Here is a 16,948-nt window from a genome sequence, read left to right as displayed (position 1 = left end):
AACGATCAAAATGGACACACATCCATTTTTAAGATCCTACTTTTTAAAGTCTTGGTCAGCCTCTTTACAGAAGAAAGCCAATCGATTTCCACATCTTTATAGTTTTGGCCAACTCTCTTCTTTTACTACTGTTATGGATTTAACAAAGGAGATGGTATTGGGATATTCTGAATTCAAAAGTGTAGAGGATTACTTTTTAACTTATACTCTGGATTCAAAATTTTTTAGAAAAATCAAAACCCCAGTTACCATCTTAACGTCCTCTGATGATCCGGTGATCCCAGTCTCCGACTTTTATCAAGTACCAATCCTTCCATTTTTGGAAGTAATCGTAGAAAAAAAAGGAGGCCACTGTGGTTTCATTGAAACATGGGACAGAAAGAGCTATTTTATGCGCCTCATGAAACGAAAGTTATCATAGATATACACATTTTTGGTTGATCAATAGCAGAATTATCATTTTAGATGATAGGGATATGAAATCAAAGAAGTATCCATTTTCGTTTTGGGCAATCCATGTTTTGATTCTACTCTCCATTTGTTTGTATTGCTCCACAGAAAAAAGGGAAAAAGTAATAGGGACATCTGTAACAAGCCCAGATGCAAAGCCAGCATCCTTCAAAAAAATCGCTCCTTTGACAGCGAATGCTTTAGGTGCACGGAAAAACTTAAATGAAAATGGATGGTTCATTGTTCCTCCTGGTAGCAAAAGCGTAGATGTGGTATATGAAAGTGGAAGGCTCAGTGCAAAGGTAGCTCGAGCCATTGTGTTTTCAGATATGAAGGACAGAACTCTGAAATTGCCCGACAACATGAAAGAGACAGTCTCAGCCATACATACGATCTCGAAAACGTATCGCAATTTCGGGAAAGAATCCTCTGCAAAGATTTGGGAGGCCACTCTCCAATTGAGCAAACAAGAATACGACATCTCAAAAGATATTTTGAAAGAATCCGGTTCAAGGTTTGTGCTTGGATATTTGTATCTGGGTGAAAAAGAATCTGAGGACCGCAATCGTTTGCTTAAAGTTTGGTCAGAAACAAATGAGAGTAGAAAGGAATTCACAGGGAGTTTGAACCAACTGTTCGTGGATACTATCTGGAAAAATAAAAACCAGCTAACAAACGCTTGGACCAAGAGCTTCCAGACAGCCGTCAAAGAATTTTCTGAGGAATACGAAGAATCAGGGAATCGTGAGACGAGTGTGACGGCACTATTTGATATTTTCCAAGGTTACACAGTATTTTTAAAAGAGTTTTTAGTCACACCTATCTTCCAAACAGGTAAGTCCGTTGGCGAGACTATGCTTGTCAATGGTGTCTACGTACCAATTGCACAAACCGCTACTTTTTCAGGTGAGGCAGTGATGACAACTGGTCTTGTTGTGTATTATCCCTTTCAATTGGGGTATAGAGTTGTATCTCCGAGTTTAGAATCTGGTTTTTTAGCAAGTATAGGGCTTGCTACTTTGAGTAGTACAGCTCCCACTTTGGTTACGGGCACAAGCATTGCAGGGTTTAATCAAGTAACAACCGTTACTACAGGATATGCAGGAGAGGCCATTGGACAAACTGGTGCGATTGGATTCCAATCAACTGCCTATGTAACGGGTCTGGTGTATGATTTTTCTAAGGGAGTCGGCGAGTCTTCACTCTATGCATTAAAATCAGGTATCATTTTGAGTTACACTTCCCTGACAGTCATCCCTGCTCACTTACTTTTGACTGTTCCCGACGGTACCGTTTTTTTAACGTATGATGGTCCAAGATTGGTAATTGCAGCCGTGCGAGGGAACTATGCAGGTTACGATGATTTGCCCACGGGCACCATTGTAGACTTGGAAAGAGCAAAAAAAGAGGGGAAAGTACAAATACTCACAAGTGACCAAGCCATTGTTAAAAAAGTAATCGCGGCTGAAATCAAAGAACGTGAAGAAGAGTTGAAGCGAAAAACAAAGGATACAAACAAATGAAAAAAATAATCTCAAGCCTTACCATTCTCTCATTTTTCTTTTTGCAGGTTTGTTCTACCACAAAACAAGACAAAGATGACCCATTGCGCAATTCGAAAAAATTAATAGGGGAAGGCCATAAATCACTCTATTTCCAAGGGGCTGTTCCCATTGCTGGCACGAGTATAAAATTCATTCCTCCGATGGAAGAAGGAGAGATCTTTATTTTAGGAAGGCGAGTGGGATTTGCGAAAGCCGAGTTCTCAAAGGCGATTTTAAAAGCCAAAGAATCCGTCGTTGTGATCAAAGAAGGGACGAAGAAAAGTTGGTCTTTAGCAGATGATATTTCAGAAGGAGGAGATGATCTTACAAAATCAATTTATGAGCATACTACCAAGCCAGGATTGTACATTATGTACACTTCAAATGCGAAAGCTAAAAAGTTAATCGGAACATCTTTTAGCAGTGGGATCAAAACGCATGAGAAAGTTGTCAATGATTCCATCCAACTCAGAAAAGATTGGGAACTATGGGCAGAAAATGAATTCAAAGACCCAGTGGAACGAGATACATCACCCGATTTTAAAAAGAGAATGAGTGGATACTCTACAACCTTTCGAGATGGTTTCGATTCCTTTGTATATGGCTATGTAGACATCGACGAGATCTTTAAAACAGCCTGGGAAGGGTCTTATGAAGAACTAAAGGGCAACAAACTTGAGACACTCTTACAGGAATCAGAAAGTTTTCGGAGTGAACACTCTACATCCATTGCCTCCGCCTGGAAGGAGACCATTTTTAATTATACCTCTGATATTAAAGCAGAACTAAAAGAAGCAAGCCAAGACATTGAATCAATCGCAGAAGGTGCTGGTTTATCACTATCTCTACTCAAAGCATTTTCCAAAACCACCAAAGCTTTGTTTTTCGATGCTCTACTCAAACCAATCGGAAAGCTTTCTATCTTGTCGATCGGTTATATCGGTTTAAACTCAATTGTTTATCCTGCCGTTGTTGTTTCGTCCACAGCAACACTTGGAATTGTTTCAGGAGTCTATATATTAGTGGAAACATTGACAATTGCTGGCAAAGGAGTTGTCTATGTAATTGCTCCAACAGCTGAACTCGGACTCGGTGCGATTTTAGGTAGCACAGAGGTCTTGTTAGGTGAATCATACAATTCACTTAAACTAGGAGGAAAGTCTTCTGCCTACTTAGCTAGAAAAACAGCCAAGTATTCTACCAAAGGAGCTGCCATTTTGACAGAAACATCGGGACGTTACATTTTGGCGCCCATATCTCTTCTGGGCCAAACAAGCTCGCAAGCCTTGGTCGGTGGAGGTATTTCCATTACCGGCACTGCCACTGGGGCAAGCATCGCCACAACATCCCTTGGCCTCAGCTCTACCACCTATGTCGGAGGGAAAACCGCTGCCGTCGTAACAGGCACCACGGGAACCGTTGCAAGTTTTGGGACTGGTACTGGCTTTGGCATCTACTACCTAGGAAAATCAGCAGGTGTTCCCATAGGAGTTACCTTAGGATCTGGTGTCGTTTTAAGTTATGAGGTGATGGCCCAGCTATCAGCCCACTCCTTGCTTGCGGTTGCAGACTGTTCTTATTTAGTCCTATCTTTGGAAGGCGGGAAGTGGGTGCTCTATGGAGTCAAAGATACAAGCTCCAAAGCAAAAGGTCTGTTGGTTGGTGCAGTCGTAGACTTGAACCAGGTGAGGAAGGAAGGTGGAACTGTAGTAAAAGTTCCTATAGACGAAAAGGAAGCCGAATCAATTTTTTCTAGAAAAAAAAAGGAAAAGTGATCTTCTAAACCAGTGAAGGCCATGGCCCTAGCTCATATATTAATCATAGAAGACTCGGAAATCGAGGCCAGACTATTGGAGCGTTGGCTGCGTAAACATCGTTACGAAACCACCATAGCTTTGAATGTCAAAGAAGCACGAGACCAAATAGGAGAAAAGGAAATCGATGTGGTTTTGATGGATTGGTCTCTTCCCGATGGAGAAGGGATCGATCTCATAAAAGAACTCATGGATTCTTCTCCTTCTGGATGGCTTCCCATTATCATGATCACAAGCCACCAAGAATCAAGCAAAGTGAAGGAAGCATTCGAAGCTGGGGCAACAGATTTTATGCGTAAACCCGCCGATGAGATTGAACTCCTTGCCAGGATCTATGGTGCACTTCGCATCAAAGGCCTTCAAGAATTGTTATTAGAGACATCGATCCGTGATCCTTTGACAAATCTTTATAATAGACGTTATATGGATGACCGCGTCACCCAAGAATTTTTCCGCTGCAAAAGGCATGGGCATCCATTTTCTATTTGTTTATTAGACATCGATCATTTCAAACATGTGAACGATACGTACGGACATGATATGGGTGATTCTGTATTGAGATGTATTGCCACAATTCTTAAGAACCACCTTCGGCAAACAGATGTAGTCGCTCGGTATGGTGGGGAAGAATATTTAATCTTACTACCAGAAACCAACCTTCAAAACGCTCTTCTCGTAATGGAAAAAATAAGAAATTTAGTCGCAAGCCATAAGCAGGTAACAGAGGATAATCGAGAATTTTTTATTACCTTTAGCGGCGGAATCAGCGGTGGCCAAATCCAAACCAACGATTCAGTATTCCAGTATATGAGAGAAGCTGATCGATTGCTCTATGTTGCCAAAGAGTCTGGAAGAAATAAAGTTCTCGTACAAGATAAAAATTGAATCAATTCCATACTCTCTCCCCCGATCTTATTTTCTCCTCCTTAGAATCATTAGGATTTTCACCTACAGGACGACTCGTAGCCTTAAACAGTGTAGAAAATCGAGTCTACGATTTTGAAATAGAAGGCAAAGAACGATATGTTGTTAAATTCTATCGGCCCGGTAGATGGAAACGCGAAGCCATTTTAGAAGAACACCAATTTTTGTATGAATTGAGCGAGAATGATATACCAGTTCTCACTCCGATTCGCATAGAAAATCAATCTTTGTTTTCGAAACATGATTTAGTTTTTGCCATTTGGCCACTCCAAAAGGGGAGGATCGTAGAAGAAATCAAAGAAGATGATCTCTTTCGATTGGGAAGGCTTATGGGTCGTCTTCATACGGTGGGGAAAAGTACAAACTGTATCCATAGAAGTAAATTGAGGCTTGATACCTATGCTAAACCGGCATTAGATTTCATTGCCAATGGGTCCTTTATCCAAAATAAACAACTTAAAAAAAGATACATCCAAGCTGCGGAATCTGTTTTCCAAATGTATGAAAGTAAATTAGAAGAACTAAACGTACCTTTTCAGAGGATACATGGAGACTTCCATAAAGGAAATCTTTTACTTTCTGATTCTGGTTTTTCCGTTCTGGATTTTGATGATTTTATGGAGGGTCCTATCGTACAAGATTTTTGGATGCTTTTGCCTTTTGGAGGAAGGCGAGAAGAATATGAAAGAGAAGTTTTCTTTTCTGGTTACAAAGAATACTGCGAAATTAATCCACGTTGGTTAGAACTGATTGAACCTCTTCGTGGAATTCGTTATGTACACTATGCAGCTTGGATTGCTAAACGTTGGGAAGATCCCTCCTTCCCCAGTCTATTCCCTCATTTTGGTACGGAAGAGTATTGGATCCAAGAAACAATCGATTTAGAAACCTTAGAGAAAGGCATTCCCAACCAACTTACTGCAGAAACGCAAACAGAAAAGGCAGACACTGAACTGAGCAATAAAGATTTTTTCTGGGATTGGGAGAACTAAATATAAGATTGTTATTTGTTAGCACTTTATCAATCGCTAAAATACAAGAAAAAAGATAAAATAGGAGTGAAATTACACGAATTATGATTCATATTTTAGGATTTGTAACATAAAAGTATGATTTTTAGCATTTTTTTTAAAAAAACTTGCAATCCTCTTGGCTGGGACAGACTAAGACCTAAGGGAAAGATAGATGAAACTTTCGAAGCATCTAAAGTCGATGGTAATACTCCTAACTACAGTAGGAATAGTTTCCCTTAGCTTTCTTCAATCTCCAATATCACTATCAAAATCCGGTATTATTGAATCAAAAGTCCAATCACTGGTAGCTTACAACGATCTAGAAGAAAGAGAAGAAGAGCAAGTGTCTTCCTCTCTCTATTTTGTGAACTCAATCACAAAAGGGTCTTTGATAACTTCCGCTGAGAGGATTTCTGCATACGGAACATTTTCATTTACTCATTTTTCTTTAAATCCCCATTATACCAATCTTCCCCCCCCAATAGCTTAAGCAAATCTCTGTCAGCCTTTTTCTCTTTGGATAGGTTAACTTGTTTTATGTCCGTATAACGGGGGATATATGTCGAAAAAATACTTCAGATGGCTTACGATAACTTTACTCATGATTCTGAATGCATGTCTAAACAGTGCATTTGTTAATCTTGCACCAAAGTATGAGCCGCAAGAGTTTGTTGTGCCAGACAATTGGGAGGGGCAGGCGCCTTTTGTAAAAGCGAATCCAGGCGGAGCAGAAATTGTTAGCGAGTGGTGGAAACTCTTTGGGGATCCGACATTGGATCAATTGGAAGAGGAGGCACTAAGAGCAAATCCGGACTTACAAGCGAGCGCAGAGAGATTTCTCCAAGCACGGGATATTGTTATGAAAGCTCGGTCCAAACTATTGCCAAACTTTGGATTGGGACTTGGAGTTAGCAATAACCAGCAATCAGAAAATGCACTCTTTCGTGGACCACTGGACCCGACAAAAGATGGGAATGTGAATGTAGGGAGTACTGCTTCTTGGGAGCCAGACTTTTGGTCTAGCATTCGAAATGAAACTTGGGCAAAGCTGTACGAAGCAGAATCCATCGCCGCCCAATATGCGTCTGCTCGTTTAAGTTTACAATCAGAAATTGCAACCAACTATTTTACTCTTAGGGGACTTGATGCAAAGAAGGATACATTTGATTTATCCATCCAATACTATCAGAAGTTACTCGAGCTCGTAAACCAAAGGTTTAAAGGAGGACTCTCTCCAAAGCTCGATGTGTTTAGAGCAGAGTATTTACTAAGTACCGCAGAGGCGCGTAGGTTTGAAATTTTGAGCCAACGGCGAATCATCGAAACATCTATTGCAGTACTCATCAATCGAACTCCTACTCAATTTCATATCGCAGAAGATCCAAATTTACAATCCATACGATTTCAAATTCCAAACCATCTACCTTCACAGCTTCTTGAGAGAAGGCCAGATATAGCCGCAGCTGAGAGAAAGATGGCAAAGGCAAATAGAGAGATAGGAATCGCGAAAGCAGCCTTTTTTCCAAATATCTCATTCGGTGCGACAGGTGGCTGGGAGAGTGGTTCAAATATATTAAGCTCCTCAAATAGCTACTGGTCATATGGATCTCTAGGAAGTATCCCCATCTTTCAGGGTGGCTTTCGTCGGGCACAATTACAACAAGCCTGGTCAAGTTACAGAGAGACCGAACACATGTATCGATCAACAGTACTAAATGCATTTCGAGAAGTCGAAAATAGTTTAACCCAAACAAAATATCTCGCTTTGGAAACAGAAAAACTAGACCGAGCAGTAGAGATGGCATTTCAAACTCAAGAAATGACAACTCAGCTATACACCGCTGGTCTCAGCAATAGTATGGAAATTCTCTATGCACAATTATCAACTTTAGAATCAAAGTTAAGTGCTATCCAAGTAAAAGTAGATTATCTAAATACAAGTATCACTTTAATACGTGCATTAGGTGGTGGATGGAGCCGATCTCAGCTTCCTAAGGATGATGAAATCATTCCTTTCACAATCTACGATAGCCCTGATACAATCATAAAGACACAGGATGTCCCTATTCCAAATACGGAACGAACGCAAAGGATAGATCTCACAAAACCGATTCAAAATGGGAAGGAAAATACAAAATGAATGAGATAGTAAAAATTGCACTCAAACGACCATACACCTTCGTTGTAATGTCGATCTTAATCCTATTATTTGGAATCGAAACGATTCGAAAAGCACCTACGGATGTTTTTCCTGGAATTAAAATTCCGGTAATATCTGTTGTGTGGGTTTACCAAGGAATGTTACCGGAGGATGTTTCTGGAAGAATCACTTCTGTATTTGAAAGAGCTTTAACAACTACTGTGGAAGGGATAAAGAGCATCGATAGTCGATCCTTTTATGGAAGTAGTATCATCAATATAGAGTTACAACCTGAAACAAATCTGGCTGGAGCCGAAGCAGAAATTACCGCAATTTCGCAAACCGTTGTTAATTCACTTCCGCCTGATATCTCTCCTCCGATGATTATGAGATTGGAGGCATCCTCTGTACCTGTCGCAATGCTTCAGGTAACGTCCAATTCGATGACTCCTGCTGAACTATACAATTTGGCATTTATGAGAATTCGGTCTCTTCTGGTAACAATTCCTGGAGCCATCATTCCGCAACCCTATGGCGGAACTCCAATGCAACTTTTGGTTTCCTTAGACAAAGAGAAACTTATGGCTAGGAATCTTTCACCCTTAGATGTTTACCATGCCTTCAATGAACAAAGTTTGGTACTCCCTGCGGGTGACCAAAAAATTGGTAAAACCGATTGGATGGTCATGACGAATGCAATGCCTATGGCAGTTGATGACTTCAATCATATACCAATCAAATCAGATGGTTCGAGAACTATTTTTATGCGTGATGTAGGGAATGTTTCTCTATCAGGACCTCCACAGATGAATTCAGTTTTAGTAGATGGAAAACAATCGGTTGTGATCGTCGTGATGAAAAGTGGTGATGCCTCTACCCTAGAAGTAGTTGATGGAATCAAAGAAATGCTCCCACGAATCAAATCTATCTCACCTGCCGATGTAGAATTTAAAATTTTAAATGATGCATCAATATTCGTAGAAGATTCTATCGAAAATGTTGTCCATGAAATGGTACTTGCATCTGCATTGACAGGTATCGCAGTACTTTTGTTCCTTGGTTCATGGCGTTCCACAGCCATCATTGCTACTTCTATCCCATTATCATTACTCTGTTCCATCATATTACTCCATCTAACTGGTGAAACCATTAACATCATGACTTTAGGGGGGCTGGCTTTGGCAGTCGGGATATTAGTAGATGATGCTACTGTAATGATAGAAAATATTGATACACATCTGGAGATGCACAAACCTTTGGAAATTGCAATTGTTGATGCAGCAAATGAAATTGTCATCCCCACGTTCGTAGCCACGCTTGCCATTGTCATTGTCTGGCTTCCACTCTTTCAGCTAACGGGAGTATCTGGCTGGTTGTTTATGCCAATGGCAAAATCGGTAATGTTTGCCATGTTAGCCTCTTTTTTATTGTCGAGAACTTTGGTTCCAACAATGGCAAAATATATGCTACATGAACATGGGCATAGTGATAAAAAATTGCCAAAGGGAAATAAAAGTTACACAAAAACAGAAAGAATTAAAGGTGGAATTTTTTATCGAATTGGATTTATGTTATCAGAAATCATATCGATTTTTATTCGAATAACACGCGTATACGAAATTGTAGGCTTCTTGAAACGATTCCAGAAAAGCTTCGAAACTCAATTTAATCATATGAGAGAAGAGTATCACTTTCTTTTAAAAAGAGTAATAGATAATCGTAAACGATTTGTACAGATTTTCCTAATTATTGCAGTTTCTTCATTATCATTACTAATCTTTTTAGGAAGAGATTTTTTCCCAGAGATTAAATCCAATACGATTCAAATGCATATGCGGGCACCTTTGGGTACACGGCTTGAAGTCACAGGTAGAATCGCAACTCTTGTATCCGAAGATATCAAAAAAATACTAGCAGGAAAGGTGGAAAACATCCTCAGCAACTGCGGATTGCCTGTAGTAAGTCCTCACAATATGGCTTTCATCCCAACTCCTACCATTGGGTCTCAAGATTGTGATATCACCATCTCTCTCAAGGAGGAAGCGGCTCCCGTTTGGGACTATCGAAAAACACTTAGAAAAGAATTGGCGAAGTCGTATCCAGGAACTATCTTTACTTTTCAACCGGCAGACCTAACATCTGTGATACTCAATTTTGGCTCTCCGGCACCTATCGATGTACAGATCAATGGCTTAGATTTAGAGGCAAATTTTGAATTCGCAAGAAAACTTCAATCCAAACTTAAAGAAGTAACAGGTTCGGCTGATGTTGTAATTCACCAAACAATGAATACACCAACACTAATGGTAGAAGGAAATCGAAATTTAGGTCTTAATATAAGCCTTCCTTTAAAATCATTGGCAGAAAATATGTTACTCACAACTTCCGGGAGCCAACAGATAGACCAAAAGTACTGGCTCGATCGAAAAACTGGTATTTCTTACCAAGTAAATATATATGTACCTCAAATACAAATGAAGCAAACCCAAGATCTACTTACAGTTCCTGTAAATACGGGTGAGCTAAACCAAGACAAAGGCTCGATTCAACTTCTTGGAAATTTGGCCAAACTGACTGCGACAGGTACTCCTGGATTAATTACGCATCATAATCTACTTTCATTAGTTGATATCTATGTGTCTGCGGAAGGTAGAGATATAGGATCTGTTCTAAGTGATGTGGAAACAGTGGTTCATTCACTAAATTCTGAACTGCCGAAAGGAGCTGCATTAGAAATCCACGGGCAGGCAGAAACGATGAGAATAGCTTACGCGGAGTTAATGGCAGGTTTATCTTTAGCAATTCTTTTAGTATACCTTCTAATGGTTGTTAATTTTCAAAGCTGGACAGATCCATTTATCATCATTACAGCTCTTCCGGGCGCACTCGCGGGTATTGCTTGGATATTATTTCTTACTGATACAAATCTTTCGGTCCCGGCACTTACAGGTGCGATCATGTGCATGGGAACAGCAACAGCTAATTCCATATTAATTGTTTCATATGCGAGGGAAAGGTACGCGGAACATAAGAATGCACTAGAAGCTGCTGTTGAGTCTGGATACGCAAGGATACGACCTGTACTCATGACTGCATCTGCGATGATCATAGGAATGGTTCCTATGGCATTTAGCAACTCTCAGAATGCACCTCTAGGGATTGCGGTGATCGGTGGACTGAGTGTTGCGACTTTCGCCACACTATTTTTTGTTCCATGCATATATGCCATTATTTATCACAAGGATACGCAAATAGGAGTAAAGAAAAAATGAGTTCACTACAGAATTTGAATAAAATAAGAGTTACTTGTCTATTATTGATCATCATGTTTTTTTCATGTCATAAGACCGAAGATTTAAAACATGAAGACCATATCATTCTCATTCATCCGGAACCTTACATACCAGAAGAGTCTACAATTTTTGTTGGCCAGCTAAAACCGTGGTACGAAGCACCTCTTTATGCACAAGTTTCTGGTTATGTGAAACAGTGGTATAAAGATTATGGGGCTGTTGTCAAAAAAGGAGAGCTATTGGCAGAGATCCAAGCGCCTATACTAGATGCTGAGTTTGCGCAAGCAAAAGCAGAATGGGAAGCACAAAATGCAAGGTACCAATTAGCAGATATTACTGCAAATAGATACAATTCATTAAAATCATCGAATGCTGTTTCCGAACAATCAGTATCAGTTGCAAAGGCAACTCAGAATGCGGAAAAGTCTACACTTAAAGCTTCGAAAGAACAAGTCAATAAACAGCGAGTATATTTGAACTTTAAACAGATCCGAGCTCCCTTTGATGGGATCGTCACACAAAGGAACATCAATGTTGGGGAGTATGTTAACAAGGAAGGGAATTTGAGCGAAAGCCATGACCAGAAGAACCTTTTCACAATCGCAGATGTACGAAAATTAAGACTCTTTGTTCCAGTTCCAGAGAGATACGTAAACATGTTAAAGAAAGGCTTCCAAGTAGATGTAGAAATCTCCCAATTTCGCGATCGGGTCTGGAAGGCAGAATTTTATAACTTTTCAAGGGGATATGATCCTGACTCTCAAACCGTACTGGTACAGTTTTCGTTAATAAATGATGACCTGTTAGTCTGGCCGGGGTCAATTGCAAACGTTTTATGGCCTAAACCAACTCAAGGAAGTTCTTATTCTGTTCCGACAAGTGCTTTAGTCTTTGATGAAAGTGGGACTAGAGTAGCAACGATAACCAAGGATCATAAGATTCATTTTAAAAGTATTGTGGTTGGTAAACTAACAGATCGTTTTGTGGAAGTAAAATCTGGATTAGAATTGAATGATAAAGTGATCCAAAATCCAAAAGCTTCATTTTTAGAAAATGATATCATATATGATCGACTAGATGATCGAACCACAAAAAAAGATGAATCAAATCAAAAACAATTGGACCATTTATTGGGTGGTTCATTGAGGGCAATATGATTAAATATATTAGTAAAGATAATTTATTGGTTTATGCAAAGGTCGTCTTTGTAGTGTATTTTCTTTTTATCATCGGCTTTCGTATCCAAAGGTACGTTCAGTTGAAAAATGAGACATTAGAAAATTCGATTCCGACAGTATCGATTGTGAGTCCCAAATCCATGGACGAGATGGAGTATCTAAATCTTCCCGGGACTCTGAAAGCTTGGAATGAAGCACCATTGTATTCGCAAGTTTCTGGTTATGTGAAAGTTTGGCATAAAGATTATGGTGCTGAAGTAAAAAAGGGGACAGTCTTAGCCGAGATCCAAGTGCCTACTTTAGATGCAGAATACTCAAAAGCAAAAGCGGAGCTTGAGGCTCAAGAAGCAAAATATGAATTATCGCAGGTCACAGCCAAAAGATATCTCTCACTACAGAAAACAAACGCTGTCTCAGACCAAGCAATCTCGGAAGTATTAGCAGACCAACAAGCAGAAAAGGCAAAATGGTTAGCCATGCAGAAGAATTGGTTGAAATGGCAATCCATGATCAACTTTAAGAGAATCATTGCTCCCTTTGATGGAGTAATCACGCAAAGAAATGTGAATTTAGGTGACTACGTAAACCAGGAAGGAAATTTGAATGATAAAGGCAATACTTTTCCTCTTTATGTCGTTGCTGATATACGCAAATTAAGGTTATTTGTATCCGTACCAAGTAGTTTTAGTTTTATGCTTAAGAAAGGATTGAATTGCAGCGTTCATATCCCTGAATTCCCCGATGAAACGTTTCAAGCAAGGTTTTTAACGATTTCCAAAGGTTTTGAAAGTTCTACGCAAACTGTCCTTGCAGAGTTTGAACTTCAAAATCCAAATAAAAAAATCTTACCAGGTTCATATGCCTCTGTGAATCTTGGATCTAATGTATCCTCACCATACCTGGCCTTGCCAGCGAGCAGTGTATTTCTACAGGGTAAGACTCCTACTGTGGTAAAAGTTAATGCAAAGAATCAAATCTCATTTTCGGAGATAGAAATATCTCGTATTCTAGACCAAAATGTAGAAGTCAAGAAAGGAATCACATTAAACGATAAAATCATAAATTATCCTCGCACAACGTTTGTTAATGGAGATTTGGTAAAGATCGTTAAGGGAAGAGTAGGGTATTAAAAAAAGATTTACTAACTGGAGCATTGCTGTAATCTCAAGAAATGCCAAAGGTAAACTTCAAACAGAGTCTAGTTCTTTTCTTTCTTGTGCTAAGTGCCTCACTCTCCTCAGAACCTATTAACCAGTCTTTCTTTCGAAAAGTAGCGGTAGAAGGGACAGATGTAGTTGCTTATTTCACTGAAAAAAAGGCTATCCCTGGAAAAAGAGAATTTAGCTACGAATGGAAGGGTGCAAAGTGGTACTTCAGTTCTCAAAAACACTTGGACTTATTCAAAAAGAGTCCAGAAACATATACTCCAGCCTACGGCGGATTTTGTGCCTTTGCTATGTCCGAGGGAGAACGGTATGGAATCTCACCTGAGGCATGGCATATCGAAAATGGAAAATTATATCTCAATTACGACAAAGAAGTTCACGAAGAGTGGCTACAAAAACGTGCCGAGCTCATTAAAAAAGCAGACAAAGCATGGCAAGTAGAATCAAAGAAATAGTCAAAACTTTAACATTTTTTCTCACTTAGCAAAAATTTTGTAATGTTTCTTATGTTTGTAGTATAACTTCAATTAAAGATTTTTTTTCCCTCTGCAGAAAGATTAGGGCACTTTCCTAAATTCTGTCTTGAAAAAGTCCAAATTATTCCCATCTTTGGTAATTACGGGAAGGGCTTTCTTTGAATACAGCTGAGAGATATCTAGAGATTCCCAAAGTCATTGTCTTAGACAAGGCATACACTCGCGTTTATAACCAGGAAGATTCCTTTGTCTCTAATATGAGACGCGCTCTTCCTCGGGAAATCCCATTGGATGATTTCGAAATCAAATTAAAATCCTCTGTTAGTGATTTAGAATATAATTTCGTATTAAATTATTACGAAAAACGCTATAATCCGAAAGGAGATGCCTATTTTTTAAGAAGTGTTCCTCAAAGGATTCGCGTTGATATCGCTGAAAATTTTTTGTCTCAGGAGAATTTAAAACAAGAAGACAGAGATTATTTGTTAACTTACTACGACCTTGACACCGTCTCCAATCGATATATTTTAAAAAAAACAATCACTGAAGCAGATGAAATAAAAATGTTGAAGATGTTTCGACTGAAAAGTCTTCACATCAACAATGTCCAAAAGGCGATGATCTCCGAAATTTTAGAGAAAGTCCCCGAGATAGAAAAAAAATCTATCTTCTTCGCAAATCTTTATACTCATCCAAAACATGTATTTTTTTCTCCTCCAAACCTCAAACATATCTCTGGCATGCAAATTACCGAAGCAGCTCGACAATTCGCCATCGCGACTTGCCATAAGTATGGGAATGTTCCCTTTACAGGCGTTACATTTTTATTGCAACACCTTAAAAGTGAATTCTTCCAATATGCGAAAGTGAATATGCCGATCAAGATGCGAGCGATTACAAAAGAGCTAAAACTCGCAAAAGATAAAAGTTGGAATTATGTAGATATGGAAATAACTGTCTACCAAGAGAATATTGAAATTAGCCGAGTTTCAACTGTTGCTACGATTTTACCTCTTAAGTTATACAAACGTTTAAAGTCAGGACAAGAGGCTGTCTATGAAATAGACCCACGCTTTCGTCCGAGTGAAAAATTCAAAAATAATATCTCTATCCGTTACAGAGAAAATGGACAGATAAAAAAATGGGTCTGCCATATAGAAAATTTTTCCATGGGCGGTTTCCTTGTCAAATCGGGCGGAACATTGCCTCCCAAAGAGTGTATGGAAAACCAATCTCTAGAATTCTTTATGCACTTTGATATCGCAGGCTTTGTGCATGGTTTTTGTAAAAATACTTGGACTCGAGCGGAAGGTGAAGAGGAAGACACCTTCCTTGCAGGTTTTTCGATCACAGAAATGACAGAAGTAGATAGAGAAAATCTAAAAGAGGCAATCGGACGGTTTGGTCGTTTGATAGAGGAACGTGATATATATTGAAGTCCCAAGATGTACACTCAGTTCGGTATGCCTTCCTTCACTTTGACGGAGTCATATTAGAAAACATTCTGACCCCCATTACCCATGCAGTAGTCACTAAGCTAGGGGGAAAGTATACATCTGAAATTGAATACAACGTTTTTGCGCGCTCCCAAGTCCATGCCGCCAAATTTATAAAGGATACACTTAGACTAAAGGAGAGTGTGGATGAAATCATTGCTTATTACTACAAAGAAAGAGAAGAATTTGAAAAAAGTTACACTCCAAAAGTAAATCCAGGAGTTTTGGAGTTTCTTTCTTTGTTACAAAACAAGGGAATTCAGTGTATTTGCTATGGAGGTGCACCAAAAGAATACTTCTCAAAACACATTGGCTCCTTATCGTCTTTTCTTGGTGATTCAGATTACATCCAAACAAAAGAGTTTAGACCCGGTGTAAAGGAGCTAGCCTTTGATCGATTTGGCTTACAGCCAAAAGAGGCTTTATTTATTGATGAAGCCGCATTGGTTGGTGAAACCTGCAAACAGTATGGCATACCCTTTATTGGAATTTCTCTTCCTTACCACTACAGCCACCAAACAGCACAGATGAAACTTTTAGGAATCAAAATCATCATATCGTCATTGGTAGAAATCAATGAAGCTTTTTTTGACACAAAGCTAAAGTGCATAGACGAGGAAACTTTTTGGAATTATTGAGATAGGAGAGTCAAGTGGAAAGTTTTAAGGACAAAACAGTATTGGTTACAGGTGGTACGCAAGGTATGGGATTGGTTGTTGCACAGCATTTTTTACGTGCAGGGGCCATTGTTTTTATTACGGGTAGAGACAAAGAAAAAGGCAAACATGCTCTGGGCGAAATCATTGATCCAAAGCATAGACTACATTATCTTCCCTGTGATGTTACGAATGAAATCCAAGTAAAAGAAGTCGTGAACACAATCATTGAAACACATGGAAAGCTAGATATTGCTTTCAACAATGCTGGCATTACATCCAAATCTCATCTCCCTTTAGCAGAATTTACTGCCGAGGAATGGAAGCATATAATTGATGTTAACTTAACTGGTCTTTTTTATTCCATGAAATATGAAATTGAATCGATGCTTCTTAAAGGTAAGGGAGTGATCATAAACAATAGTTCCGTTGCTGGTCTAGTTTCACTTCCTAAACAAGGCGCCTATTGTGCAAGTAAATCTGCGGTCATTGCATTGACTGAATCTGCCTCGATAGATTATGCAGAATCAGGTATCAGAATCAACGCCATTGCCCCGGGTCCTATCCTAGGCGGAATGAATGACCTGGAAAAATTAAAGGCAAATCCGGAACGGACGGCCAAAAAATTAAGTCTGACAGCTATGAAACGTATGGGAACAGCCGAAGAGATTGCCGAGACCATCTTATGGATCGCTTCCGACAAAGCATCCTTTCTGACAGGAGCATGTATACCTGTTGATGGCGGATTTTCGGCAGGAAAGTGGTAAACAAATTTCAATTTTGTTTGCAGAAATGAAA

At 39.3% G+C, this 16,948-nt stretch carries 14 protein-coding genes; all 14 read left to right on the top strand.

From position 1 onward, the window contains the following. Positions 1 to 421: alpha/beta fold hydrolase family protein (locus DI060_RS19030; RefSeq protein WP_476737849.1), on the top strand; the 421-nt coding region annotated here is incomplete at its 5' end. Positions 422 to 476: 55 nt separating this feature from the next. Then, positions 477 to 1,973: a hypothetical protein gene (locus tag DI060_RS18270; protein ID WP_108978427.1), complete on the top strand. Its 1,497-nt coding sequence runs from the start codon at positions 477 to 479 to the stop codon at positions 1,971 to 1,973. Next, complete coding sequence (locus DI060_RS18265) at positions 1,970 to 3,769, top strand: hypothetical protein (RefSeq protein WP_108978426.1); 1,800 nt, start codon at positions 1,970 to 1,972, stop codon at positions 3,767 to 3,769. Before DI060_RS18270 ends, DI060_RS18265 begins: the two co-directional genes overlap by 4 nt. Before the next feature lie 21 nt (positions 3,770 to 3,790). Next, positions 3,791 to 4,693 carry a diguanylate cyclase gene (locus tag DI060_RS18260; RefSeq protein WP_108978425.1) on the top strand — a complete coding sequence of 301 codons (903 nt, stop codon included), beginning with the start codon at positions 3,791 to 3,793 and terminating at the stop codon, positions 4,691 to 4,693. Continuing rightward, on the top strand, positions 4,690 to 5,724 hold the full coding sequence (locus tag DI060_RS18255; RefSeq protein ID WP_108978424.1) for a serine/threonine protein kinase: 1,035 nt from the start codon (positions 4,690 to 4,692) through the stop codon (positions 5,722 to 5,724). The genes DI060_RS18260 and DI060_RS18255 overlap by 4 nt, the downstream gene beginning before the upstream one ends. Positions 5,725 to 5,917: 193 nt before the next feature. Continuing rightward, positions 5,918 to 6,235 carry a hypothetical protein gene (locus DI060_RS18250; protein ID WP_108978423.1) on the top strand — a complete coding sequence of 106 codons (318 nt, stop codon included), beginning with the start codon at positions 5,918 to 5,920 and terminating at the stop codon, positions 6,233 to 6,235. A gap of 69 nt (positions 6,236 to 6,304) precedes the next feature. Then, the gene (locus tag DI060_RS18245) at positions 6,305 to 7,885 is read left to right on the top strand and encodes an efflux transporter outer membrane subunit (protein WP_108978422.1); all 1,581 of its coding nucleotides are present in this window, start codon (positions 6,305 to 6,307) and stop codon (positions 7,883 to 7,885) included. After that, positions 7,882 to 11,157, top strand: a complete 3,276-nt coding sequence (locus DI060_RS18240; protein ID WP_108978421.1) for an efflux RND transporter permease subunit — start codon at positions 7,882 to 7,884, stop codon at positions 11,155 to 11,157. The genes DI060_RS18245 and DI060_RS18240 overlap by 4 nt, the downstream gene beginning before the upstream one ends. Continuing rightward, entirely contained in the window at positions 11,154 to 12,335 is a 1,182-nt protein-coding gene (locus DI060_RS18235) for an efflux RND transporter periplasmic adaptor subunit (protein ID WP_167837047.1), read from the top strand. Before DI060_RS18240 ends, DI060_RS18235 begins: the two co-directional genes overlap by 4 nt. Further along, complete coding sequence (locus tag DI060_RS18230) at positions 12,332 to 13,486, top strand: efflux RND transporter periplasmic adaptor subunit (RefSeq protein ID WP_108978419.1); 1,155 nt, start codon at positions 12,332 to 12,334, stop codon at positions 13,484 to 13,486. The genes DI060_RS18235 and DI060_RS18230 overlap by 4 nt, the downstream gene beginning before the upstream one ends. Positions 13,487 to 13,527: 41 nt before the next feature. Further along, entirely contained in the window at positions 13,528 to 13,977 is a 450-nt protein-coding gene (locus tag DI060_RS18225; protein ID WP_108978418.1) for a YHS domain-containing (seleno)protein, read from the top strand. 179 nt (positions 13,978 to 14,156) lie between these two features. After that, entirely contained in the window at positions 14,157 to 15,434 is a 1,278-nt protein-coding gene (locus tag DI060_RS18220; protein WP_108978417.1) for an AfsA-related hotdog domain-containing protein, read from the top strand. Further along, positions 15,431 to 16,132 carry an HAD family hydrolase gene (locus DI060_RS18215; protein ID WP_108978416.1) on the top strand — a complete coding sequence of 234 codons (702 nt, stop codon included), beginning with the start codon at positions 15,431 to 15,433 and terminating at the stop codon, positions 16,130 to 16,132. The genes DI060_RS18220 and DI060_RS18215 overlap by 4 nt, the downstream gene beginning before the upstream one ends. Positions 16,133 to 16,146: 14 nt before the next feature. Then, the gene (locus DI060_RS18210) at positions 16,147 to 16,917 is read left to right on the top strand and encodes an SDR family NAD(P)-dependent oxidoreductase (protein WP_108978415.1); all 771 of its coding nucleotides are present in this window, start codon (positions 16,147 to 16,149) and stop codon (positions 16,915 to 16,917) included. Positions 16,918 to 16,948: the final 31 nt, after the last annotated feature.

The organism is Leptospira ryugenii, from assembly GCF_003114855.1.
Classification (GTDB): domain Bacteria; phylum Spirochaetota; class Leptospiria; order Leptospirales; family Leptospiraceae; genus Leptospira_A; species Leptospira_A ryugenii.
The sequence above is the reverse complement of the archived record's forward strand: the minus strand, read 5'-3'. Positions and strand labels throughout refer to the sequence as shown.